Source organism: Sphingomonas sp. IC-56, assembly GCF_021043375.1.
Lineage (GTDB): Bacteria > Pseudomonadota > Alphaproteobacteria > Sphingomonadales > Sphingomonadaceae > Sphingomonas.
In genome coordinates this window covers 1-23,406 of the sequence record NZ_JAJNDV010000014.1, presented here as the reverse complement: position 1 = coordinate 23,406, position 23,406 = coordinate 1, and the positions used below count along the sequence as shown (strand labels likewise).

General features: G+C 66.4%; 19 protein-coding genes and 1 tRNA gene. 6 read left to right on the top strand and 14 right to left on the bottom strand.

All coding sequences use genetic code 11. The features are described from left to right. Positions 1-8: 8 nt before the first annotated feature. From LQ953_RS15470 to LQ953_RS15440, 7 genes are all read right to left on the bottom strand, one after another. Entirely contained in the window at positions 9-1,298 is a 1,290-nt protein-coding gene (locus tag LQ953_RS15470) for an erythromycin esterase family protein (protein ID WP_231031888.1), read from the bottom strand. Between the two features lie 37 nt (positions 1,299-1,335). Beyond that, positions 1,336-2,796, bottom strand: a complete 1,461-nt coding sequence (locus LQ953_RS15465) for a flavin-containing monooxygenase (RefSeq protein WP_231031887.1) — start codon at positions 2,794-2,796, stop codon at positions 1,336-1,338. Positions 2,797-2,870: 74 nt separating this feature from the next. After that, the gene (locus LQ953_RS15460) at positions 2,871-7,103 is read right to left on the bottom strand and encodes a translocation/assembly module TamB domain-containing protein (protein ID WP_231031886.1); all 4,233 of its coding nucleotides are present in this window, start codon (positions 7,101-7,103) and stop codon (positions 2,871-2,873) included. Continuing rightward, a complete protein-coding gene (locus tag LQ953_RS15455; protein WP_231031885.1) occupies positions 7,103-9,307 on the bottom strand; it encodes a BamA/TamA family outer membrane protein in 2,205 nt (734 codons plus the stop codon). Before LQ953_RS15455 ends, LQ953_RS15460 begins: the two co-directional genes overlap by 1 nt. 121 nt (positions 9,308-9,428) lie before the next feature. Beyond that, entirely contained in the window at positions 9,429-9,878 is a 450-nt protein-coding gene (locus LQ953_RS15450; protein WP_231031884.1) for a MarR family winged helix-turn-helix transcriptional regulator, read from the bottom strand. A 194-nt stretch (positions 9,879-10,072) separates the two neighbouring features. Then, on the bottom strand, positions 10,073-10,828 hold the full coding sequence (locus tag LQ953_RS15445; protein WP_231031883.1) for a prepilin peptidase: 756 nt from the start codon (positions 10,826-10,828) through the stop codon (positions 10,073-10,075). Beyond that, positions 10,818-11,078 carry a hypothetical protein gene (locus LQ953_RS15440; RefSeq protein WP_231031882.1) on the bottom strand — a complete coding sequence of 87 codons (261 nt, stop codon included), beginning with the start codon at positions 11,076-11,078 and terminating at the stop codon, positions 10,818-10,820. Before LQ953_RS15440 ends, LQ953_RS15445 begins: the two co-directional genes overlap by 11 nt. A gap of 88 nt (positions 11,079-11,166) precedes the next feature. Here LQ953_RS15440 and LQ953_RS15435 point away from each other — a divergent pair, with 88 nt between their 5' ends. Further along, entirely contained in the window at positions 11,167-12,354 is a 1,188-nt protein-coding gene (locus LQ953_RS15435) for a thiolase family protein (RefSeq protein WP_231031881.1), read from the top strand. A 286-nt stretch (positions 12,355-12,640) separates the two neighbouring features. Here LQ953_RS15435 and LQ953_RS15430 read toward each other — a convergent pair whose 3' ends face one another. The 5 genes from LQ953_RS15430 to LQ953_RS15410 all read right to left on the bottom strand — a co-directional run bounded on the left by LQ953_RS15430 (position 12,641) and on the right by LQ953_RS15410 (position 17,028). Beyond that, entirely contained in the window at positions 12,641-13,120 is a 480-nt protein-coding gene (locus tag LQ953_RS15430) for an SH3 domain-containing protein (protein ID WP_231031880.1), read from the bottom strand. A 99-nt stretch (positions 13,121-13,219) separates the two neighbouring features. Further along, positions 13,220-13,828 (bottom strand): DUF421 domain-containing protein, encoded by a 609-nt coding sequence (locus tag LQ953_RS16390; RefSeq protein ID WP_231031879.1) that lies wholly within the window; start codon positions 13,826-13,828, stop codon positions 13,220-13,222. A gap of 41 nt (positions 13,829-13,869) precedes the next feature. Further along, positions 13,870-15,273, bottom strand: coding sequence for an NAD(P)H-dependent flavin oxidoreductase (locus LQ953_RS15420; RefSeq protein WP_231031878.1), 1,404 nt, complete (start codon positions 15,271-15,273; stop codon positions 13,870-13,872). Positions 15,274-15,339: 66 nt separating this feature from the next. Further along, positions 15,340-16,473, bottom strand: a complete 1,134-nt coding sequence (locus LQ953_RS15415; protein ID WP_231031877.1) for a glycosyltransferase family 4 protein — start codon at positions 16,471-16,473, stop codon at positions 15,340-15,342. Positions 16,474-16,662: 189 nt separating this feature from the next. Continuing rightward, the gene (locus LQ953_RS15410) at positions 16,663-17,028 is read right to left on the bottom strand and encodes a DUF4440 domain-containing protein (RefSeq protein WP_231031876.1); all 366 of its coding nucleotides are present in this window, start codon (positions 17,026-17,028) and stop codon (positions 16,663-16,665) included. 139 nt (positions 17,029-17,167) lie between these two features. Here LQ953_RS15410 and LQ953_RS15405 point away from each other — a divergent pair. Beyond that, positions 17,168-17,244, top strand: a tRNA-Arg gene (locus LQ953_RS15405). Between the two features lie 233 nt (positions 17,245-17,477). Here LQ953_RS15405 and LQ953_RS15400 read toward each other — a convergent pair. Together LQ953_RS15400 and LQ953_RS15395 are read right to left on the bottom strand one after the other, a co-directional pair. After that, the gene (locus LQ953_RS15400) at positions 17,478-17,945 is read right to left on the bottom strand and encodes a hypothetical protein (RefSeq protein ID WP_231031875.1); all 468 of its coding nucleotides are present in this window, start codon (positions 17,943-17,945) and stop codon (positions 17,478-17,480) included. Between the two features lie 167 nt (positions 17,946-18,112). Beyond that, complete coding sequence (locus LQ953_RS15395) at positions 18,113-18,979, bottom strand: alpha/beta fold hydrolase (RefSeq protein ID WP_231031874.1); 867 nt, start codon at positions 18,977-18,979, stop codon at positions 18,113-18,115. Between the two features lie 18 nt (positions 18,980-18,997). On the opposite strand from LQ953_RS15395, the gene LQ953_RS15390 reads away from it, so the two are divergent. From LQ953_RS15390 to LQ953_RS15375, 4 genes are all read left to right on the top strand, one after another. Continuing rightward, positions 18,998-20,350, top strand: a complete 1,353-nt coding sequence (locus LQ953_RS15390; protein ID WP_231031873.1) for a protein adenylyltransferase SelO family protein — start codon at positions 18,998-19,000, stop codon at positions 20,348-20,350. 76 nt (positions 20,351-20,426) lie between these two features. Then, the gene (astD, locus tag LQ953_RS15385; protein WP_231031872.1) at positions 20,427-21,842 is read left to right on the top strand and encodes a succinylglutamate-semialdehyde dehydrogenase; all 1,416 of its coding nucleotides are present in this window, start codon (positions 20,427-20,429) and stop codon (positions 21,840-21,842) included. Between the two features lie 631 nt (positions 21,843-22,473). Then, entirely contained in the window at positions 22,474-23,109 is a 636-nt protein-coding gene (locus LQ953_RS15380) for a Bax inhibitor-1/YccA family protein (RefSeq protein WP_231031931.1), read from the top strand. Continuing rightward, the gene (locus LQ953_RS15375; protein ID WP_231031871.1) at positions 23,109-23,387 is read left to right on the top strand and encodes a TFIIB-type zinc ribbon-containing protein; all 279 of its coding nucleotides are present in this window, start codon (positions 23,109-23,111) and stop codon (positions 23,385-23,387) included. The genes LQ953_RS15380 and LQ953_RS15375 overlap by 1 nt, the downstream gene beginning before the upstream one ends. Positions 23,388-23,406 lie beyond the last annotated feature (19 nt).

Genomic DNA, 23,406 nt, shown 5'->3' with positions numbered 1-23,406 from the left:
ATGTATACCTACAACCCAAACGGCCAAGTATCCTCGCGCCCACCCACTTCCTCGGCCCCGCCCAGCGCCTCCACTGCCCGCGTTTCGTCAAACCAGAACCACCCATCGAACTGCTGCGGCAGGACGGCGGTAGAGTAATGGCTCCAGCGCTCGGTATTGGGCCGGTAGATCACGCCAATGAACCGCTCCAGCCGCGGCGTCATAAGTGCCTCCCGCACCGCCCGCTCCTGCCGCAGGTCCAGGAAAAAGCGCGGCACGCCGCTATCATGACAAACCCGCTCATAGCTGTCGGGCCGCGAGGGGTTCACCTGCTTGACCTTCATCAGCGCGTCCCAATCATCCGCCGCCGCCACCGTCCCACCATGCGTCCCGAAGCCGATCAGCCGCGCCTCGTCGCCATATTTCTCGCGCACCAGCTGCCCCAGGTTCAGCTCTTCGCGCTCCATCCCCATGTCGGTGAAGCGCGCATCGCCCAGATGCGAGTTGTGCGCCCACACCACCGCCTTGCCACCCTTGGCGCGTATCAGCAGGTCGAGCGTGTCGAACATATGCTCGTCGCGCAAATTCCAGCTCTCCGCTGAGCCATAGTACATCGCCCGGTAATAGGCCTCGGCATTGGCGACCAGTCGGGCGTTCTGCGTCGCATCGAGATAGTCCTCCCCGCTCGCTGCGATCAGCGGCGCCTGCTTGTCGAGCAAGTCGCGAAGCGTGCCGAGCACTGCCTTCTGGCACCGCGCAAAGCCCTCGGTGATCGCCAGCCGTCCATAGCGTTCCGGTGCGTCACGCCACGGCGCCAGACAGCCATAGCGCTCGCGCGCCACGGCTGCGGCTTCCGGATCGGTCCGGTCGAGATAGTCGATCACCGCCCGGATCGACCCGTTGAGATTGTACAGGTCGAGGCCATGGAAGCTCGCCCGCGCGCCCTCCTCCAACCCACTATTATGCGCGCGCAGCCATTCAACGAAGCCGAAGAACTCGCGGTTGCGCCACATCCAGGTGGGGAAGCGCTGGAACGGCGGCGGCAGGTCGACCGCCGGCCGCTGGCGGACATGGCGGTCGATCACTTCCGCGTCGGGCCAGTCCGCTTCCACCGCGACAGTCGTGAAGCCGTGCCGCTCGATCAGCCGCCGCGTAATCGCCGCCCGCGCCCGGTAGAACTCGGACGTCCCGTGGCTCGCCTCCCCCAACAGCACCACTTGCGCATCGGCAAAGCGGTCGGCGATTTCGGCAAAGGCGGGGTCGTCGATGTCGGGCAACGGCTCGGCAGCGTCCGCAATCAGCTGGGGCAGGTTCTCCATGCCCCCACCAACGGCTGCGGCGCGGCTTGGTGCCCGGTCAGGCCACCCGGCGCGGCTCGGGGCTGGAAAACTCCATTTCCTCGTCCACCGATCCGAACTTCAGCGCGAACAGGTCGCGTGCATAGTTCTGATGCACCCGCCACGGCGTCCGGCTGCCCTGCCGCGGCAGCGCGGCCGCGGCACGCTGGACATAGCCCGACGTGAAGTCGAGGAATGGCACATCCTCCACCGGCTCCGAAACGCGCGGCGTGACTTGCCGCATGCCGCGCTTACGCATCGCGTTGAGCAGGCGCGTGACATATTTGGCGGTCAGGTCCGCCTTCAGTGTCCAGCTTGCATTGGTATAGCCGAACGCGATCGCCAGATTGGGCACATCGGCGAACATCATGCCCTTGTAGGTCAGGTGCCGGGCCGGCTCGAACGGCACGCCATCGATGCTGACCTGCATGCCCCCGAACAGCTGGATGTTGAGCCCAGTGGCGCTCACCACCAGGTCGGCTTGCAAGGTTCGCCCGGAACTGAGCGCGATGCCATCGGGCGTGAACCGTGCGATGGTGTCGGTCACCACCTCCGCCTTGCCGGCACGGATCGTAGCGAACAGGTCCGCATCGGGTACCAGGCACAGCCGCTGGTCCCAGGGATCGTAGCTTGGGGTGAAATGGGTGCCGACATCATAGTCTGCCCCCAGTTCATCGCGCACCATCTCCACCAGCCGCGTCTTGGCCCTGGCCGGATAGCGCCGCATGATCTGGTAGTAGAATTGCTGCACCAGCACGTTCTTCCACCGCGTCAGCGCGTACGCGGTCTTGCCCGGCAGCCAGCGCCGCAGCGCATTGCCGATGCGGTCGCGCGAAGGCTGCGCGACGATATAGGTGGGCGATCGCTGGAGCATGACGACATGTGCGGCCTCTCTGGCAAGTTCGGGCACCAGCGTCACCGCGGTGGCACCGCTGCCGATCACCACTACCCGCTTGCCCCGCCAGTCCAGATCGCCGGGCCAGAATTGCGGGTGCACCAGTTGCCCGCGAAACGCCTCCGCGCCCGGATAGTCGGGCAGATACCCGCGCGCATAATCATAGTAACCGCTGCACATCAGCAGGAACGCGCAGGTAAAGCGCCGCTCCTCGTCACCCTCGTTCACCGTCAACGTCCACAGCGCTTCCGCGCTCGACCACGCTGCCTGCGTCACGCGGTGTCCGAAGCGGATGCGCCGGTCGATGCCGAACTCGCGCCCGGTATCCTCCAGATAGCGCAGGATCGACGCACCATCGGCGATCGCCTTATCGCCGGTCCAGGGCCGGAAGGAGAAGCCGAGCGTGTGCATGTCGGAGTCCGAACGGATGCCCGGATAGCGGAACAGGTCCCAGGTCCCGCCCATCCGCTCGCGACCTTCCAAAATCACATAGCTGCGATCCGGGCAGTGCGTCTGGAGGTGATAGCCCGCGCCAATCCCGGACAGGCCGGCACCGACCACCACCACATCGAAATGTTCAACCATCGCGTCCTCCGCCCGCCTGCTTACACGAATGTAAGCAGGACTGGGCTAAAGGATGGCGTCTCCACCGGTCCGGTTCAATAATCCCGCGAATAGCGCAGGCTTACGCTCGATCCGCCGAACGACCCGGTCTGCGACAACAGGCTGAGCGCACGGTTGAGGGCGATCTCCAGCTGCGTCGCGGTGAAGCCGCGGGCGTCGGTGATGATTTCGATATAGATATCGTCGGTCAGATACTTGCCCGCCGCCAGCGACGTTCCGCGCCCGCTATTCTCGTCCGCGCCCAGGATGCGCAGCCGGTCGATGCCCGTCGCCGACTTGAGCGTGCCGAGCGGATTGAGCCCGCCTCCGCCCGAGCCACGCAGCGAGTTCACCGCGGCGGCCAGCTGGATCGCCTCGGTCGCCGACAGGTTCGTCACATTGGTGCCGAAGAAGAGCCGCGCCAGCACTTCCTCCTGCGGGAGGTTGGGCGACGAGGTGAAGGCGATTTGCGGCGCCTGTGCCGTTCCCGACACGTTCAGCGTCGCGGTGATGCCCTCGGCCGTCGTGCTCGCTGCAAGGTCGATCGTCGGGTTGGTCAGCTGATTGCCCTGGAAGGTGATGACGCCGCGCTCCACCTCGAACCGGCGGCTCGCAAAGCTATAGGTGCCGCGCACGATCTCCAGCTGCCCGCGAACCTGCGGCGCCGCACTGGTGCCGCCCACATTGATCCGCGCGCTCCATTCGGACTCCAGCCCCATGCCCGACACGAACAGGCGGTTGTCGGCCCGCACGCGGATGTTGAGGTCGAACGTGCCCGCCGCCTGGGAAGGCTGCGCCTGCTGGTTGCGATTGTTGTTCGCGGCCAGCTGGCTGCGCCGCCGGATGCCGGTCAGCTCGGGCACTTCGGCGGCACCCTGCCGGATGATCTCGTAGCGCGCTTCGGGGATCGTCAGATTGCCTTCGATTTTGGAAACCTGCGCGTTCTTGGTGACCGTGAGCCGCCCGGTCGCGGTGGCGCCCAGTGCCTCGCTGCGCGCAAGCTGCGCATCGCGCAGATCGGCGGTCAGCTCCATCGGATAACCGCTGGCTGCGGACAGCCCGACGCGACCCTGTGCGGTGATCGTGCCGTCGCCGGCCCGCGCGGTCATGCTGTTCAGGATCAGCGCGTCGTTGGAGAAGCGCCCGTCGATCTTCATGTTGGTCAGGCGCGTGCCATAGGTCTCGTTGGTGTAGGTCAGGTCGTCGGCCCGCACCACGCCGGTCAGCTGCGGCGCATTGACCTGGCCGGAGAAGTCGGCCGCCAGCCCCAGCGCGCCGGACAGCTGCTGGTTGGCCAGCCCCGCCAGCGAGAACGGCACCGCGGCGGGACCGTTGTAGCGAACCCCACCGGACAGGGGCGCAGCCATCATCCGCTCCATCCAGCCGCCGGCACCCGGCCCAGCCGGACGCATCGTCGCGACCAGCCGGCCCACGGTGGTGGTGCCGCGCTTGATGATCGCACGCGCATCGCCGCCGTCGGGCAGCAGCTTGCCAACGAAATCCACGTCCACCGGCGTCGAGACCGACGCCAGGCTGGAGCGCGTGAACTCGTCGATCCGCAGGCGCGCATCGGCGCTTGGGAAGGCATTGGAGTTCGTCTGGGCGAAGTCCAGGCTACCGGTCGCGGTACCCCCCACGCCGAACCCCGGCACGAAGCCGTTGACGACGCTGAGGTCGAGCCGGTCGAGCCGTGCCTGCACCGCCATGCCATCGCCATAGCTGCCCGCCAGGCGCAGCGTGCCCTGGTCGAAGTCGATCCGCGTCGGCAACAGGCGATAGTCCTTGCCCACCGCGATCCGCGCAGGGCTGGCCGTGCGGAACCGGATTCCGCTGCCCTGCCCCTGCAGCGCCACTAGCCATTGCTCCGGCGACATCTGCGCGTTCGCGGCTATACGGAACGGCACGCCGGACGATCCGTTCGCGACCAGCTGCGCCGTGCCGCTGCCGCCCTGGTAATTGATCTTGGCCCGCGCGGTCTGCAGCACGAACTGCCCGCTACGAAGATTGGCGATCTGCGCGTCCGCGACGATCTGCGGCGTATCGGTCAGCACCACATTGGCCGAAATCAGCGCGCGGCCGATGGCGAACTGGTCCATGCCGGGAATGGCGGCATTGAGTGCCCGCGCCTGGAGATCGGCGCGCTGCACGCCGGCCTGGTTCGCCAGATCGGCGCTGCCAACAATCCCCGATCCCTCGAAGGTGACACGGCCGGCGAACGGTCCTGCGGCGGTCTGCTGCACGCGTCCGGCGATCGCCATGCCGGCGAAATGCGCCTGCTCGATATCGACCACCAGCGCGCCGCCCATCCGCACCACGACGTTCGCGTCGAACGGCCCGTATTTGCTGCCACCCTTGGCGGTGATCGCATAGGCATTGCCGCGCCCGCGCACCCGCGCTTCCAGATCGACCAGCCCGACGCCAAGACCCGGACGCGGCGCGCGCAGCAGTACTTCGGGCGCGGTCAGCGTGCCGCTCACCCGCGCGGACAGCGGGCCATATTGCGTCGAGACGGCATTGGCGTTGACCAGCAGCGGCCCGCGCGGATCATAGCGGCCCGAGCCACTGGTGACGCGGAACTGCGGCGCGCGCAGCCGTACATTGTCAAAGGTGATGATGCCGCTCGGGTTCAACGCCACGCGCGCTGAAGCCACTGCATTGCCGCCCAGGAAGTTGCGCGCGGCTTCGTTGGTGATCCGCCGCGTCTCCGCGGCCACCTGGCCACGGATGCCCCAGCCGCCACCCGGCGCCGCGAACAGCTCGGCATCGGTCTTCAGGTTGACGAGACCGACGCCGTTGATCTCATAATCGTTGATCCGCCCTTTGAGTGCGCCGGTATAGCGGCCTTCGCTCATATCGGCGGCGATGATCGCAGTGGCGTCCACGCGATCGGAGCGCAGCCGCAGATTGTCCGACAGGATCTGGTCGCCCGAAATCGCCAGGTCGCCGGCGATGCTCAGATTGGTGACCAGCCCACCCGCTGCGGCATTGAGCCCCAGCACGCGTGCGGCGCGCGCGCGCACCGGCACCAGAATGCGATCGGCATCCACCCGCGCCCGGCCCTCGGCATAGACCTGCTCGACCACCGTCTCGCCAAAGCCCAGCCGCGCGGCGCGGATCTTGTAGTCGACGACCGGGGTCGCAAAGGCACCGTTCAGCGCCAGCGCCGCGCGCACATCGCGCCCGTTCAGGTTGGGCGCGATCGAGCCCGGCTTAAGCAGCAGCGCATCGATATTAAAGTTGCCGAAGCGGTTCTGCCCCAGGTCGATTAGCCCCTTGGCCTCGACCGACAGGGCGTCAGATCGGAACTTGTAGGTACCGTTGACCTTGCGGTCGGCCAGCACCGCATCGGCTTCGACGTTCAGTTGCGGCGAGGCGAGCCGTTCAACCGGCCCCTCCATGTACACGCCGGGATAGGTTGGCCCGCGCAGCTGGAAGCGCCCGTCCCGCGCGATCAGGCTCAGATCGGCGAGTTGCCGGCCGCCCAGCGTACCCACGGCACGCCCGCGCCAGTCCTTCCAGCTTCCCTTGCCGCCGACGGCGAACGTCACTGGCCGGTCCAGCCCAGCCAGCCCCGCAACCAAGCCCTTGGCCGGCGCGTCGAGCCGCATGTCGATGTCGAGCTTGTTCTGCTCGGGCACGGCATCAAGCTTAAGCGTCACCCTGTCGCCACCCGCTACGCCCGGCGCGGCAATGGTGCCTGCGTTCGCGTTGATCTGCGCACGCCCGTCCGCCAGATGCGCGCTGCCGCGCAAGGACGCGATGTGCCGCTGTCCATCCACCGCAGGCGCTACGTCGATCCGGCTAATGTCCAGCCGGCCGATGTCCAGATTGATGTCGGGCAGCAGCGGCGCGTTGGGATCGCTCGGCGTCTGCTTCAATTCCGGCAGTCGCAGGATGCGCACCTCGGGACTGGTCAGGCTGCGTATGTCGATCTGGCTATGCAGATAGCTGAACGGTCGCCAATCGACCGCGAGTTCGTTGGCCGAGGCGAATACGCCCTTGGGATCACGCACCCGAACGTCGCGCAGAACCATCGCGCCGTACAGCGAACCCTCGATCCGTCCGACCTGAAAGTTCAATCCGGACGCCATCGTGTATTTGTTGATCTGCTTCACCAACAGATCGCGCCCCGGCTGGGTGTTCACCCCCAAAATCAACGCCCCGAGCAGCAGCACCACGCCGCCGGCCACGACCGCGGTCCATTTCGCCACCCGCTGCCACAGCGGCGGCTTGATCACGACATGCTCGACAGGCCCCTGGTCCATCGTCTCGGGTGCGTCCGACGCCATCAGAATGCCTGCCCGATCGAAATGTAGAGTGCCACCTTGGACTCATTGGGCTTGCGGTTCATCGGCGTCGCGATGTCGATCCGCAGCGGTCCGAAGTTCGTGTAATAACGCGCGCCGACACCCAGCCCGAGGCGGATGTCCTTCAGCGTCGGGGTAACGCCCTCATAGACCTGCCCTGCATCGACGAACGGCACGATGCCAAAATTGCCGAAGCGATAGCGCGCCTCGATCGCGAACTCGTTGAGCGAACGCCCGCCCACCGGCCGGTCGTCGGGCGAGCGCGGTCCCAGTTCCTGATAGCCAAAGCCGCGCACCGATCCACCGCCGCCGGCATAATAGCGCCGCGAGGGTGGCAGGTCGTCGCGGTCGATCCCCGGGATCGTTCCGAACCGGGCGCGCCCCGCCACCACGATGCTGGAGCTTACCGGCTGGTAGATCGTCCCCTCCAGCATCACCCGCGCATAAGGCCGCGCGGCGCCGCGCATCGAGGTTTCGGGGCTGAGATTACCCTTCAGGCGGAAGCCGCGCGTCGGGTTCAGCAAATTGTCGGACGTGTCGTAACCCAGATACGTCGGCAGCGCCCCGATCAGCCAGGTGCCGCGGTCGCGCTCGCCGCGGTTGAAATTATACCGGTCTTCGTTGGAGCCGATGATCTCGGCGCCATAGAAATAGGTCCAGCGCTTCTGCCAGATCGGCGTGGAATCCCGCGACCACCGCACCGACAGCGTGCCGGTGTAGGATTCGAACGCGGCATAATCCGAGTGGTTGATCGCCGCCTGCGCCTGGAAGGTGCGGTCGCGCTGCCCGGCGTTGGATCGACGGAAGGTGCCCGAAATCCCCTGCTCCTGCGTACCCAGCACCCCGCTGGCAATCAGCGCGCCTTCGTCGGGGAACAGGTTGCGGTGCGTCCACGTCGCCTCGGCGCGGAAGCCCTGTCCGGTGCTGTAACCCACTTCGCCTGCTAACGTGCGCGCACGGCCGGCGGTCTGGCGCACCATCAGGTCGACGACCTCGGTGCCCTCAGGCCCGGGCTGCCCGGTGCGCACCGGTTCGACCGAAACGGTGGAGAACAGGCTGGTCGCGATCAACGCCTGGCGCAGATCGTCGACTTTGCGCGTGTCATAGATGTCGCCCGGCTTGTAGCGCCGCAGCAATTCGATGTGATCCACGTCGAACACCTGCCGGCGCCCTTCGGTGACGATCCGGCCAAAGCTCGCACGCTGCCCCACATCCACCGGCAGCGTGTAGTCGCCGAAATGGGTTTCCTCGTCGAGCAGGATGTCGCGCTGCCCGACCTTGGTGAAGGGATAGCCCTGTTGCGGCAGGCGCAGGCTCACATTCGCCTCGGCCGCCTGGATCCGCACCGCGTCGATCGGATCGCCGGGATTGAGGTTCAGTTCACGATCGACCAGCCCCGCAGGCACCGTCGGCCCGGCATCGATCTCCACCGTACTCAGCCGATAAAGCTTGCCCGGAGTCGCCGCGATGGTCGCGCGCACCCGGCCCGAATTGCGCGGCGTTTGCTCGATCGTCGACACCGCCGTGCCGTCATAATAGCCCAGCGAATGCATCAGCCTTACGGCGAGCGCCTCGTCCTCGCGCGCCCGCGCCGAGATCATCGCCGCGTTAGCCGCCTCGCCATCACCCTGCTCCAGCGCAGAAAGCGAGCGGAACTGGCCGGCCAGCCCAACATCGTCCAACCCCCGCACCACCGTAGTGTAGCGGATGGTGCCTGCCTTCTCTTCCTCCAGCCCCTCGATCTTCACCGGCTCGACGCGGAACTCGGACAAGGCTGGCAGCGGCTGGGCGAATTCAGGCGACTCCGCACCCGGCGCCGCAAAGCTCTCCTCGACCTGCTCGGTGATCTGCGCCGGGCTGGCCGGCACAGGCGCCGATGCCGTTGGCGACGTAGGCTGGAACCCTTCCATCGACTCCAGCGGCGCGTTGATGTCGCCGCTCAGCGAGGGCAGCGCCGCATTGAATTCGGCGTCGGGAATGATCTGTTCGTCGGTAGAGGGCGCGGTCCCATCCTGCGTCGACGCGGTCGAGGAGGATTTATCCTGCGCATCTCGCTGAGCGGAAGGCGCAGGAGTCGGCGCGCCCTGCCCAGGATTCGGAGTCCCGATCTGCGCGCACGCCACGCCAGGCAGGAACGCAGATCCTGCCAGCGCGGCAATCCAAACCGCCTTTACCCCTTTGATCACGCGCCTCCTCGGGAGCCGCGTAAACCCCGGCCCTCTCGCATGCGTAACGACCTGCTATCCATTTGGCTCCCGCACGTTGCAAAAAAGCGGTGAGTTGCACGGAACTTAGCCGCGGTAGCCATCAACGCCGCTCGTCGAGCGCGCCCGCCACCGCTTCCACGCGCTTCAACATTGCAAGCAACTGCTCGCGCTCGGCCTGGCTGAAAACGTCGAACATCTGCCGTTCCAGCTCAAGGGCCTTGGGAGCAACCTGCTCGTACAGCGCCACGCCATCGCTCGTCAGCGCCAGAAGGTGCGAGCGCTGGTCCTCCGGATTGGCCGCTCGGTTGATCAGGCCGCGGTCCGCCAGCGCGATCGCGGCGCGGCTGACCGTCACCTTGTCCATCCGCGTGCGCACGCACAGCGCCTGCTGGCTCATTGCGCCTCCCTCGGCCAGCACCGTCACCAGCCGCCATTCGGGAATGCGCAGCCCGAACAGCTTGCGATATGCCGTAGCGACAGCATCCGACACCGCGTTCGACGCGAGCGACAGCCGATAGGGCAGGAAGTCATCGAGCTTCAGCGTGGACATTGCTGCTTCTTTGCCAAGCACAACGCGAAGCGCAACTGACAACGTTGCCTGGTTGCAGTTTTTGCAATGCGTCCGGTAACATTTCGCACTTGCAACACGGCTCGGTGCGACGCAAAAAGGACGGGCCTTTCAGGCATCCTCTCCTAAGACTTTCCAAGGCCGTCCTTCGGGGCGGCCTATTTTTTTGCCCACGTTCAGGCCAGCACCGCTTGCATCACCCAGGCCGGAAACGCCGCCGCGGCAAGCAGCACGCCAAAGGGCAGCGCATCGCTGCCGCGCAGTGTTTTCCCACGCAGGCGCAGGACCAGCACCACCGCGAGCCCGATCAGACAGGCGATCAGCAGCACCCCAGGCAGCGCATGCCAGCCCAGCCACAGCCCGATCCCGCCAAACAGTTTCGGGTCGCCGCCCCCCAGCCCGATCCGCCCCCGCGCCCGGCGATAGCCCTCCGCCACCAGCCACAGCACCGCGAACCCTGCCGCGCCGCCGATCAGCCGGTCGCTCAATGGCGGTCCCAGCCCGGCGGCCGCACCAAGCAGCCCCGTCACCGCCAATGCGCCCGTCACCAGGTTCGGCAGCCAGAAGGCAGCAAGATCGAGCGCGGCAAGCGTGAGCAACAGCCACCCGAACACCGCGCCCGCCACGCCGTCCAGCCCGGGCGCCGCGATCCCAGCGGCAACGCCGACGCCCAATCCAAGAAGCTCGACCACAAAATGGCTGGGTGCAATCCCCTCGCCGCAGCTACGGCACCGCCCCCGTTGCAGCACATAGCTAACCAGCGGCCCCAGCTCGTGCGGCCCCAACGCCCTGCCGCACCCGTCACAGGCCGATCGCCCGCGTGACACCGATCGCCCGTCCGGCCAGCGGATCGCCAGCGTCGCGATGAAGCTGCCGAAGATCGCCCCCAACAGCCCCAGCCCCGCCGGCCAGATCCACGGCTCAGCCACCATGCTGGGGCGCGCGCTTGCGGATCAAATATCGGAACACCCCAAAGCAGTTGATGCAGATCAGCACCAGATTCTGCGTCAGCAGCGGCTCGTCATCGGACAGGTAGGCGCCGGTGATCCACGCGATGCTCGACGTCACGAACAGCACGAACCCCCACCCCGTGATCCGCCGGCCCAGGTCGAGCGAAACCATGAAGCACGCGACGATCCCGCTGATCGAGGCATACCATTTGCAGATGTCGATAAGGGTCATGGCGCACGCTTCCTTGGCGGCGCGGCACCGCTTTTGCAAACGGGCCGCGGGATCACTAGATCGGGCCAAACACATGAGAGGAACCAATATGTCCGCCGACGATGTCGTCATCGCCTCCTATGCCCGCACCCCGATGGGCAGCTTTCAGGGGTGCCTCACCGGTGCAAGCGCGACCGATCTTGGCGCCACGGCGGTCGGCGCGGCGGTGGAACGTGCCGGGCTGAAGGGGGACGCGGTCGAGCGCATCTATATGGGCTGCGTGCTGCCGGCCGGCCTTGGCCAGGCCCCCGCCCGTCAGGCGGCGCTGAACGCCGGGCTGCCCAATCATATCGAAGCGACCACCATCAACAAGATGTGCGGATCGGGCATGCAGGCCGCGATCATGGGCGCCGAGGCGCTTGCCGCGGGCTCGGTCGACCTGCTGGTCGCAGGCGGCATGGAGAGCATGACCAACGCGCCCTACCTTTCGCTGCGCCACCGCAGCGGCGCGCGCATCGGCCATGATGTGATGAAGGATCACATGTATCTCGACGGGCTTGAGGATGCCTATGAGCCCGGCAAGCTGATGGGCAATTTCGCCGAGGAAGTGGCGCAGGAATACCAATTCACCCGCGCCGCTCAGGACGATTTCGCCATCCGCTCGCTACAGCGGGCGCAGGCCGCGCAGAAGTCCGGCGCGTTCGACCGCGAGATCGTCCCCGTGGAAGTGAAGGGCCGCAAGGGCACCACCACCATCACCCTGGACGAACAGCCCTCGCGCGGCGACGTGGCCAAGATCCCGACGCTGAAGCCCGCCTTCTCCAAGGACGGCACCATCACCGCCGCCAATGCCTCGTCCATCTCCGATGGCGCCGCCGCCCTGGTGATGACGCGCCGCAGCGTCGCCGACCGGCTTGGCCTGACGCCGATCGCCCGCATCGTCAGCCACGCCGCGCACGCGCACGCGCCTGCTCGCTTCACCACCGCGCCGGTGTTCGCGATGCAGAAGGCGCTGGACAAGGCCGGGTGGAAGGTCGGCGATGTCGACCTGTTCGAAGTCAACGAAGCCTTTGCCTGCGTCGCGATGATCGCGGTGAAGGAAATGGGGCTGTCGGAAGACGTGCTCAACATCCATGGCGGCGCCTGTGCGCTCGGCCACCCCATTGGCGCCAGCGGCGCCCGCGTGCTCGCCACGCTGCTCTCAGCGCTGGAAACCACCGGCCAAAAGCGCGGCCTGGCTTCGCTCTGCATCGGCGGCGGCGAAGCTACCGCGGTGGCCGTGGAACTGCTGGTCTAAGCTCTCGTCGAACCTCCCCGGCACGGGGAGGGGGACCATCGCGCAGCGATGGTGGAGGGGCCGCCGCGCTAAGCGGCGGAACTGCTGTTCTCCAAAATCCTCCCCCTGCCGGGGAGGATTGTTACACCTCATTCAAACCAGTTCCCCGGCGAAGGCCGGGGCCCAGCTTCGGCGCACTCGGAGAGTGCAGTCCACCTCTCTAACACCGTTGCAACTGGGCCCCGGCCTTCGCCGGGGAACCCTCACAGCCTTAAGCCCCCGCCCTCCTCGACGGGAAGGCGCAACCTCAATCCACCGCTTCCCCCGGGTCGACACCCCAGACCCGCGACTGCTCGACATAGCCGCCGCCGCGGCCCTCCACGTCGAACCAGCACCATCCGCTGCTGCACTTGCTGATCCGCCCGACCACGCCGGGCGCCGCGCGCCAGTTCACATGTCCCTCGGGGCTCGGACTGGACCGCATCTCGACCACGCTCCCGCGCACCATCGCGGTCCGCGCCTCGTCCAGCAGCACGCGCAGCATCCAGCCCTGCGTGCCGTCCGGATCCTCGACCTTGCGCCATTCGCCATAAACGTCGACGACCTTCATCGGCAGCGCCCGCCGCTGGTACAGCCAGTTCCCGGGATAGTTGCGTCCAGGACCCGTGCGCATCAGTGCCTTGGATGCGCGGATCGACACATAATAAGGCGGCTTGCGCTGCGCCAAGGCCGGCAGCGCCAACCCCATGGCCACCACGCCCAGCGTCACCCACGCTCCGAACCGCATCCGCCTGTTTTCCATACCGGTCCCCTAACGCGCCAGCCTGCCACGCTTCAACGCTCAAAAGCGTGCCACGTCAGCGGAGTGTCAGGCTTCGGCACGGTTCTAGCCGATTTCGATCCGTACCCGCTGCACGCCGGCAGCGACTTCCACTTCGACGATCCTGGGCGGAGACGGCTTGCGCTCGACGCTCAGCGTTCCGTCGCGTTCGAACCGCCCCTCGGCAACGTCCTCCAAGCGCACATAGCCTTTGGAACGCAGATCCTCTTCCAGATCGCGATGGGTCAGGTGCGCCGTCGACAGCGCCTTTTGGTCGATTACGCCATCCCGGATGATGACGCGGCTATGCCCCTTCACCGCCGTGCCGAAACCATGCCAGCGCAGCGCGATCGCGGAAAACAGCCAATGGAGCGCCAGCAGCGTCGCCACGCCTGCCATCCCGGGCCCAAGCGGCGCGTTACCGGTGATCGCCCGGCTGGCAATCGACCCGACGATGATCCCAACGATCACGTCAAAGGCGCTGCCCCGCCCCATGAAGCGCTTCTTGCCAAGCCGCACGACGATCAGCGTGACGGCATAGACGATTACGACCCGCGCGGCGATCTGCAGAGGCCCCAGGTCGCGAGCCTCTTGCTCCAGCCCCAGCGCCGCTATCCAAATCTCTTGCAAATCCATGGTGATCACCGGCATCGTTGAGATACCGGTGAAACTCACCAGGCGCGCTTAAGTGGCATATACCGCTCAGGCGGGGACGATCAGTCTCCGGTCAGGATGCGGTCGACCAGCTGCTTCACACTCGGCACGAACCCGTTCGAATAGAAGGGATCGCGCTTGAAGTTATACGCCGCGTGCCCCGCGAACATCAGGTTGCGGTCGGTCGGCCCGCCATGCGCAATGTCCTGCAACGTCTTCTGGATGCAGAAGCTGCGCGGATCGGCCAGCCGCCCGGTCGAGTTGGTCTCGGTATCCGCCCAGCTCGAGAAGGAGCACTGGCTCAGGCACCCCATGCAGTCGGCCTGGTCCTTGCGGATCACCTGCTGCTCCTCGGGCGTCACGAACACCAGCGTGTTGTCCGGCGTCTTGAGCGCGGAGGTATAGCCAAGGCCAAACCATTCGCGCGCGCGCAACAGGTCGCCGCGCGTCACCCAGAAGTTCTTGCCCTTCACGCCCACGTCGAGCTGGAAGCTATGGTCGCCCGCCTCTTCGGTCGAATAGGGGATCTGCCGCTCGGACCGCGCCTCCAGGCTGCGCAGGAACGGATTGCGCACCGCGCTGGAATAAAAGCCGGTGGGCGAGAAGCGGTGCAGCAGCACTTCGCCTTCCTCGATCTCCATCAGCTTCTGCTTCCACTCGGCCGGGATGGGACTTTCCTGGGTCAGCAGCGGCCGCGTACCGAACTGGAAGGCGATCTTGCCCAGCTCGGGATTGTCGATCCAGTCGTTCCAGTCGCGCAGGTACCAGACGCCACCCGCCATCACGATCGGCACGTCGTCGGAAATGCCGCCCTCGCGCATCGTGTCGCGCAGCGCCTTCACGCGCGGATACGGATCCTGCGGCGCCAGCGGATCCTCGGCATTCGAAAGCCCGTTATGCCCACCGGCCAGCCAGGGATCCTCATAGACCACCGCCGCAAGCCATTCCTGCGCCTTGGAATAGGCGCGCTTCCACAGCGCGCGGAACGCGCGGCCCGAGCTGACGATCGGCAGGTACGACACATTGTACGACGCCGCGATCTCGCTAAGCTTGTACGGCATGCCCGCGCCACAGGTGACGCCCGCCACCATGCCGCGGGTACGCTCCAGCACGCCGTGCAGCACCCGCTGCGCGCCGCCCATTTCCCACAGCACGTTGATGTTCACCGCGCCCTTGCCGTCGGCGATCTCGTATGCGCGCTTCACCTGCTCCACCGCGCCCTCGATCGCGTACTGGACCAGCTCCTCGTGGCGCTCGCGCCGCGTCAGCGCGCGATAGATCTGGGGGATGATCTTGCCCTCGGCGTCATAGCTGTCGGCATTCACCGCGCTCACCGTGCCGATCCCGCCCGCCGCCGCCCAGGCGCCCGCGCTGGCATGGTTGGTCGCTGCAACACCCTTGCCACCCTCGACCAGCGGCCACACTTCGCGGCCGTTATAGTTGATGGGCGTCAGACCCTTGAACAATTCTGCCTCCAGCTAAACTTCATCGCACGCCTAGACCGCTTTGCCGCCACAAGCGAGTAACATTCGTTATCCCAGCGCCTGGGGCCGCCCCATCGCCTCGCCATACAGCCGCGCATAGGATGCGATCATCGCGCCATCGTCGAACAACGCGCGAGCACGCAGCTTGTTCGCTTCGCCGATCCGCGCGCGTTCCTCGGGGTGCTTGGCCAGCGTATCGATGCGGTCGCGGATCGAAACCTCGGTACGGTCGCTCGACAGGAACGGGGCGTTCGCCTCCGACACCATCTGCGGAATGTCGCCCACCCGCGGCGTCACCACCGGCAGCCCGGCCGCCATCGCCTCCAGCACCGATATCGGCGCCTGCTCGCTCTTGGATGACATCGCGAAGATGTCGAACAATCCCATGTAGCGATGCGCCTCGGGCAGAAAGCCCGGCAGGATCACCTGGTCCTCGATCGCCATCGCCTCGGCGGCGTCGAGGATGTTCTGCCGCTCGGGCCCTTCGCCAAAGATCACCAGCTTGAACCGCGAATTCAGTCCCCCGCACGCCCGCACCAGCATCGGCAGGTCCTTGACCGGCCGCAGCCCGGCGACACACGCGATGAACACCTCCCCCTCGCGCCGCTTCAGCAATTGCGGGATGATCTTGGCGTCCGGCTTGCCCGCGAATAGCCCCGTCGGCACGCCGTTGGCGATGCGGTGCACCCGCTCGGCCGGCTGGCGCCAATGCTTCAGCGCCACGCGCTCCAGCACATGGCTCGGCACCACCAGGCCATTCGCCGCGGGCAGCGCGATGCGGCGGTACATGTTGCGCACCGGGTTCAGCCGCTCTGCCTCGTCGGCGTTGAAGCCGTCCTCGTGGTGCACGATCGGCGGCAGGCCCTTGCCGAACACCCGCGCCGCCATCACCCCGTCGATGGCACCCCAATTATAGGTCAGCACCAGGTCGAAGCGCCGCATGTACCGCGCGATCGCCTCGTAGCGCTTCACCGAAGGCTTGCCCGACAGGGGTGGCGGATCCTGCGCGACCTCGTACTTGATGCCCTTGGCGATATAGGCACGCGCCTCCAACTGGTCCGGCATGGCCGACACGATCGTGTGCCGCGCCTTGTCGCCGAACGCGTTCATCAGCCGGACCGCGCGCGCTTCCTTGCCGCCATAGTTGAAGGTCGAATGCAGGTGCAGGATGTGGATCGACATGGCCGCGCGCCTTAGCACATCGGGCGGCCAAGTCACCGCCATGCCCAACCTTGCGCGGCCAAGACCTTTCCGACGTCATCCCCCCCTCATTCTTCGTCACCCCGGCCTTGAGCCGGGGTCCCGCTGCCTTGCCCCACAGAAGAAGAAGCGGGATCCCGGCTCAAGGTCGGGATGACGAAGGAGGTTCAATCACGCCCCGCCAGCAACCAACGGCACCGTCTGCTGATGCTGCACCACCCGCCACACATCATGCTCCAGCCGCCGCATGGTGGTGGTGCAATAGGCGGTATAGCCCTCCTTGCCCTCGCCCTGCGCCTCGGCCTTATAGGCGATGGTAATCAGCCCTTCCTGCGGCCGCATGATCTGCTGCTCGCTGAACGACACGCTCGACCAGCGCGGCGTATGCGCCACTGCCTCGATCGCCTGGTCGCTGGTCAGCACGAAGGGCTGCTCGGGCAGCACCATGACGCATTCCTCGTCGATCAGCTCGCGATACTGCTCCGCCCCGCCGGTCCACAGGCTTTCCTCGAACGCCCAAACCCGATTGTCTTCCATTGTTCGCTCTCCAGATGATCAGGACGCAAGCGCCGCGCGCGCCCGATCGTTCCGCAGCACCAAGCCCAAAGGCCCGCCAGGCAAACTGCAAAAACCGCTTGCGCTCCCTCCAAGCCTGGTCTAGCTGCGCCCCTCCCAAGCGCCCGTAGCTCAGCTGGATAGAGCATCAGACTACGAATCTGAGGGTCGGACGTTCGAATCGTTCCGGGCGCGCCATTCCCCGTCATGCAGATGGGTCGAGAGCGGGATCAGCCTCAAGCTTGGCCCCGCACACCGGCAAAATCATCGCCCTGGCGAATGCCTGTGCAGAGACCCGTGGCGTTTCGCCATGACCGGAAGTGGGTGGGTAGCCGCCGTTCCGCTGTCGCGCGTCGATCGGCGAAATAAGACCTTCGTTCATGAGGGAAGGAGGAGTCGAGGGTGTGACGGGGCCACAGCGCCGCAGTCTTTCAAGGGTAGTCAGGACATTCTTTTCCGCTGACCGGTTCCTTCGGACACGGTTCGATCGAGATGATCCGCCCAAGCCGAAACTGATGCGTGTACCCGTCTGTGGCAAACGGCTCGGGAACACCTTGGAGCGCCACCCTCCATTGCATCGAAGGTTTAGGTATCCCAGCCGCAGCCGCCTTCGAAATGGCCCTTTTAAGCGCTTTCTGAAACGCGACTTCGGCAGCGCCGTCGGCCACGATCGGCATCCCAACCGTCTCCCAAAAACCTCCCTTCGCTTCGGCTATTTCCGCGTGTATCTCCTCGTCCGTGCTGAAAACAGGTCCGTGGAACCCGATGCTCAGCACGCCGGTGCGCACAGTCGCTCGGCTGCTTTCAACGATATTTCGCGATGGAGCCGTTTCGCCTCCGCCGCCTGATTCATCGGAGCACGCGCCAATAAGAAGGATCAGTATCAGGGAGGCCCTCATTGACTCACTCTATAACTCTCCTGATCGACCGCAACTATGCTAGCCGCGGCCTCTCGTTACGTAGGCGAAGGCGGCTTTCGGGCTACGAGAGGACGGGCCTGAATGACTGACTTTGGGGCGAAAGCTGCCAAGTGGCGCCGCCGCAAGCGACACCGCCCGCGAGCCCCCTAGCGGACCCGCGCCAGCATCCGCTCCACCGCCGCGATCACCTCGGGCTCGTCCAGCGTCGGCGCATGCCCCACCCCCGGCACGGTCACCAGCTCGGCTTCGTCCAGCCGCGCCACCATCCGCTCCGCCGTTTCGGCGCTCAGGATGTCCGACCGCTCACCGCGTACCACCAGCACCGGGCGGCCCTTCAGCGCGTCGATCGTCGGCCACAGGTCGGGTGCGGCGTCGCCGCCCGGCACCCGGAACGGCTCGGCGATCTTCATGTCGTAGTCGAGCACGATCCGCCCGGAGCTGTTCACCCGGTACAGCCGCTTGGCCATGCACAGCCAGTCCTCGATGCCGTAGCCGGGATACACCTCCCCATGCGCTTCCGCGACGTGGCGCGCGGCGTGCATCCAGGTCGGGTGCCACACGCCTTTGCCCACATAGCTGCGGATGCGCGACAGCCCCGCCGGGTTCAGCTCTGGCCCGACATCGTTCAGCACCACGCCGGCCAGCCGGGCGCCGTCGGTGGCCGCCAGCAGCATGGTGACGATCCCGCCGAGTGAGGTTCCGACGCTCACGAAACGCTCGATCTCGCGCTCGGCCAGCAGCGCTTCGACATCCTGAAGATAGGTCAGCGGCACATAGCTTAGCGGATCTTTGGCGTACGCACTCTCGCCGCGCCCGCGGAATTCCAGCGCCAGTACACGCCATTGCCCGGCCAGCCGGTTGGCCAGCATCTCGAAATCGCGGGCGTTGCGCGTCAGCCCGGGCATGCACAGGATCGGGGGCCTGTCCGACGTGCCGGCATAATCGCGATAATGCAGCCGCAAACCGTCGCGCGACCACCAATACCCATCTGTGTAGTTGCGCCGCTCCGCCATCGCCCCCCATATCGCCGCATGGACTTCACACCGCAACAGGCGATCCTCGAGCTCGGCGACGCCTTCTACGACACCGTCACGGCGGCCAATTTCCCCAAGACCGTTTTGCGCTTCCGCAACGACCGCGCGGCGGCGCAAGTCGGGCTGGACGGCTTGAGCGACGACCAGTGGCGCGCCCATTTCGGTCGGTTTGAACCGCTGCCCGGATCACTGCCTCAGCCGCTGGCACTGCGCTATCACGGCCATCAGTTCCGCGTGTACAATCCCGAGATCGGCGACGGCCGCGGCTTCCTGTTCGCCCAGATGCGCGATGAGGCCGGGCGCTTGATGGACCTTGGCACCAAGGGTTCGGGCCAGACGCCGTACAGCCGCTTCGGCGACGGCCGCCTCACCCTGAAGGGCGCAGTGCGCGAAATCCTCGCCACCGAGATGCTCGAGGCGCTCGGCGTCCACACCTCGCGCACCTTTTCAGTGATCGAAACCGGCGAGGAGCTCCATCGCAATGACGAGCCCTCCCCCACCCGCTCGGCGTTAATGGTCCGGTTGAACCACGGTCATATCCGCATCGGCAGCTTTCAGCGCCTGGCCTACAATCAGGACACCGAAGGACTGGCGAAGCTCACCGCTTATGTGCTGCGCCATTATTATGGCGAGGAAGCCGGCGACGACGCGCCACAGCGCCTGCTCGCCCATGTCGCCGGCCGCACCGCCGCGCTCGCCGGCCAGTTCATGGCTGCGGGCTTCGTCCATGGCGTGCTCAACACCGACAACATCAATGTGACGGGCGAGAGCTTCGACTATGGTCCGTGGCGTTTCACCCCCAGCTGGGCGCCGGCCTTTACCGCGGCCTATTTCGATCAGTCGGGCCTCTATGCCTATGGCCGCCAGCCCGAGGCGATCTACTGGGACGTGATGCAGCTCGCCAGCTCGCTCCGCCTGATCGCCGAGGAAGAACCGCTGATCGAGGCGCTGGAGCGCTATGCGCCGGCCTATCATCAGGCAGTGAGCGCTGCGATCCTGTGGCGCCTCGGCGTTCTGCCCAGGGACGCCGAACAGGACCGCCCGCTGGTCCAGGCCGTCGAGTTCGCGCTCGCCAGCACCGGCGCTCCGCTGGACCGCTTCTATTTCGACGTGTTCGGCGGCCAGCTCCCCAATCATTATGGCGAGCCCTTCGCCGAACTGCGCGCCCAGCTTGCGGGCTACCAGCCGCGTAAGGCCCGCGATCATGCCTATTGGTCGGGCGATCACCCCTGCGCGATGCTGATCGACGAAGTCGAGGCGATCTGGTCCCCCATCGCCGCCGCCGACAACTGGCAGCCGCTCTATGACAAGGTCGCTGCCGTTCGCCGCATGGGCGAGGCATTGGCCTGATTACCGGGGCTTGGCATTCGCCCCGGATTTCGGGCAAGAGCGTAAGCCTCATCCGGGGACGACAACCAGAACGACAATGCCGGGACAGGAAATCATCTCCACCGAGCCCGCGACCGGCGCGGTGCTCTGGCGCCAGCCCATCGGCGACGTCGACGAGCATGTCGCCGCGGCTCGTGCCAGTTGGGCCGAATGGGCCGCGCGCCCGCTCGCCGTGCGCATCGAAACGCTCCGCCGCTTCGCCAACGTCGTGCGCCAGCGTGCGGACGCCTTCACCGATCTGCTTGCCCGCGAAACCGGCAAGCCGCTCTGGGAAGCGCGCAGCGAAGTCGAAACGGTGATCGCCAAGGTCGACGTGTCGGTCACCGCCTATTCCGAACGCACCGGCCAGCGCCGCATCGAAGCGCCGATGAACACGCGCCTGGCGCTTCGGCACAAGCCGCACGGCGTGCTGGCGGTGCTCGGCCCCTACAATTTCCCCGCGCACCTGCCCAACGGCCACATCGTCCCCGCGCTGCTCGCGGGCAACGCCGTGGTGTTCAAGCCCTCGGAGAAAACCCCGGCCAGCGGCGCGTTCCTGGTGGAATGCTTCCACGCTGCGGGTGTACCCGAAGGGTGCCTGCGCCTCCTCATCGGCGGCCCCGACCAGGGCAAGGCGCTCGCCGCCCATCCTGACATCGACGGCCTGCTCTTCACCGGCTCGGCCAACACCGGCATCGCGCTCAACCGCCAGTTCGCCACCCGCCCCGAGAAAATCCTCGCGCTGGAGATGGGCGGCAACAACCCAATCCTCGTCTGGGACACGCCCGACCTCTACTCCGCCGCCGTGCTGGTGGTGCAGTCCGCCTTCACCACCGCGGGCCAGCGCTGCACCGCCGCGCGACGCCTGATCGTCGACGACGCGCTTGCCGAGCCGCTGCTCGCCGAGATCCAGAAGCTCGTCGGGCGCCTAATCATCGGCGAGCCCCATGCCGACCCAGCCCCCTTCATGGGCCCCGTGATCGACAACGACACCGCCGACATGCTGACCGAAAGCTTCGTCGCGCTCCTGACGCTCGGCGGCCGCCCAATCCGCCACATGGAGCGCCCGATCGCCGACCGCCCGTTCCTCACCCCCGGCATCATCGACATGACGGGCGCGACCGACAAGCCCGATGTCGAGCTGTTCGGCCCGATCCTCCAGGTCTTCCGCAAGACCAGCTTCGAGGAAGCGATCGCGGAGGCCAACGATACTCGCTACGGCCTGTCCGCCAGCCTCATCAGCCAGAATCCGCGCCTCTACGACCAGTTCTGGGCCAATATCCGCGCCGGCATCGTCAACTGGAACCGCCCCACCAACGGCGCCTCCTCCTCGGCCCCGTTCGGCGGCGTAGGCTGGTCGGGCAACCACCGCCCCAGCGCCTATTACGCCGCGGACTATTGCGCCTATCCGGTCGTTTCCTCCGAATCCGAACAAGCGCGCGCCTCGATCGGCCTAGGGCTGCGCGACGCCTGATCAATTCCTTCCCGGAACGGAAAGGGAGACCATGCGCAGCATGGTGGAGGGGCGCGCCACAGGCGATACCGCTGCGGCCCGCTCGGCCTCTTTTGATTTCACGCGAAGGCGCGAAGGCACGAAGAAGAGAGGGGTTCGCGCAGAGGCGCGGAGGCGCAGATGCGACACTCCCTGCGACGCGACCGGGAGACCCACAAGCATCGCGACGTGCGGAACACTCAAGATCGCCCCTGCCGCTGATGCGGCCTTCTCTATCTCTCTGCGCCTCTGCGCCTCTGCGCGAACCCCTGTCTTCTCCTGAACCTCTTCGCGCCTTCGCGCCTTCGCGTGAACCACACCTCCCTCTTGACCCCCGCCACCCCACCTCCCACATCCATTAAGCGGGACCGGGCCCCTCTGGCGGCGGCTTTCCAAACGAAAGCCCCGTGATGTCGGACCGCATCGAGCTAGCTCGGTGCAGGTTCGGTGGCATGTCCACCTCTCTCCACCGAAGCACCGCTCGATCGTTTTCGGGATCGATGGGCGCACGCGCGTCCGCAGGAGTTTTCACACGGTGGACAACCTCAACTATTTCAACCGCGCCGCCTCCGCCGGGCTGCAGGCTCGTTATGACGAGGGCCTGCGCCGGCACATGCTCGGCATCTACCGCAACATGGGGATCGGCCTGGCCATCACCGGCCTGGTCGCGCTGGCCGTCGCCAACACGCCCGCTTTGGTCGGCCTGATCTTCGGCACGCCGCTCAAGTGGGTGGCGATGCTAGCCCCGCTGGCGTTCGTGATGTTCTTCACCTTTCGCATCGAGCGGATGACCACCGCCACCGCGCGCACCACCTTCTTCGCGTTCGCCGCGGTGATGGGCGTGTCGATGGCCAGCATCTTCCTGGTCTTCACCGGCACCAGCATCGCAACCGCCTTCTTCACCGCTTCCGCGATGTTCGCGGGCCTCAGCCTCTGGGGCTACACCACCAAGCGTGACCTGACCGGCATGGGCAGCTTCCTGATGATCGGCCTGATCGCCGTCATCGTCGCCAGCCTGGTGAACCTGTTCCTCGGCTCCAGCCTGCTCCAGATGGGTCTGTCCGCCATCGGCGTCCTCGTCTTCGCCGGCCTCACCGCCTGGGACACGCAGCGCCTCAAGAGCGAATATCTGGTATATGCGAACAGCCAGGCCGCCGAAAAGCTGGCGATCATGGGCGCGCTGTCGCTGTACCTGAACCTCATCAACATGTTCCAGCTGCTGCTGAACCTCACCGGCGAGCGCGAATAATGGCCGGCGGCAGCTTCACCTGCCCCGTCGACGGCAGCCCGCTGTCGCCGATGGAGCGCCAGGGGATCGAGATCGACTTCTGCCCCACCTGCCGCGGCGTGTGGCTGGACCGGGGCGAACTCGACAAGATCATCGAGCGCAGCGCGGCCCAGGCCGCGCCCGCGCCGGCCCCGTCGCCCTGGCCCGAGCCCGGTTACCGCGACCCCCGCCACGCCGGCGACCGCCACCACCACCCCCACAAGAAGCGCAAATCCTTCTTCGAAGAACTCTTCGACTGATCAAATCCTCCCCGGAACG

Bases quoted from the DNA above. Each gene is read 5' to 3' on its own strand.
- LQ953_RS15470 (WP_231031888.1), bottom strand. From the start codon at position 1,298: ATGGAGAACCTGCCCCAGCTGATTGCGGACGCTGCCGAGCCGTTGCCC.
- LQ953_RS15465 (WP_231031887.1), bottom strand. From the start codon at position 2,796: ATGGTTGAACATTTCGATGTGGTGGTGGTCGGTGCCGGCCTGTCCGGG.
- LQ953_RS15460 (WP_231031886.1), bottom strand. From the start codon at position 7,103: ATGGCGTCGGACGCACCCGAGACGATGGACCAGGGGCCTGTCGAGCAT.
- LQ953_RS15450 (WP_231031884.1), bottom strand. From the start codon at position 9,878: ATGTCCACGCTGAAGCTCGATGACTTCCTGCCCTATCGGCTGTCGCTC.
- LQ953_RS15445 (WP_231031883.1), bottom strand. From the start codon at position 10,828: ATGGTGGCTGAGCCGTGGATCTGGCCGGCGGGGCTGGGGCTGTTGGGG.
- LQ953_RS15440 (WP_231031882.1), bottom strand. From the start codon at position 11,078: ATGACCCTTATCGACATCTGCAAATGGTATGCCTCGATCAGCGGGATC.
- LQ953_RS15435 (WP_231031881.1), top strand. From the start codon at position 11,167: ATGTCCGCCGACGATGTCGTCATCGCCTCCTATGCCCGCACCCCGATG.
- LQ953_RS15430 (WP_231031880.1), bottom strand. From the start codon at position 13,120: ATGCGGTTCGGAGCGTGGGTGACGCTGGGCGTGGTGGCCATGGGGTTG.
- LQ953_RS15415 (WP_231031877.1), bottom strand. From the start codon at position 16,473: ATGTCGATCCACATCCTGCACCTGCATTCGACCTTCAACTATGGCGGC.
- LQ953_RS15410 (WP_231031876.1), bottom strand. From the start codon at position 17,028: ATGGAAGACAATCGGGTTTGGGCGTTCGAGGAAAGCCTGTGGACCGGC.
- LQ953_RS15400 (WP_231031875.1), bottom strand. From the start codon at position 17,945: ATGAGGGCCTCCCTGATACTGATCCTTCTTATTGGCGCGTGCTCCGAT.
- LQ953_RS15395 (WP_231031874.1), bottom strand. From the start codon at position 18,979: ATGGCGGAGCGGCGCAACTACACAGATGGGTATTGGTGGTCGCGCGAC.
- LQ953_RS15390 (WP_231031873.1), top strand. From the start codon at position 18,998: ATGGACTTCACACCGCAACAGGCGATCCTCGAGCTCGGCGACGCCTTC.
- astD (WP_231031872.1), top strand. From the start codon at position 20,427: ATGCCGGGACAGGAAATCATCTCCACCGAGCCCGCGACCGGCGCGGTG.
- LQ953_RS15380 (WP_231031931.1), top strand. From the start codon at position 22,474: ATGCTCGGCATCTACCGCAACATGGGGATCGGCCTGGCCATCACCGGC.
- LQ953_RS15375 (WP_231031871.1), top strand. From the start codon at position 23,109: ATGGCCGGCGGCAGCTTCACCTGCCCCGTCGACGGCAGCCCGCTGTCG.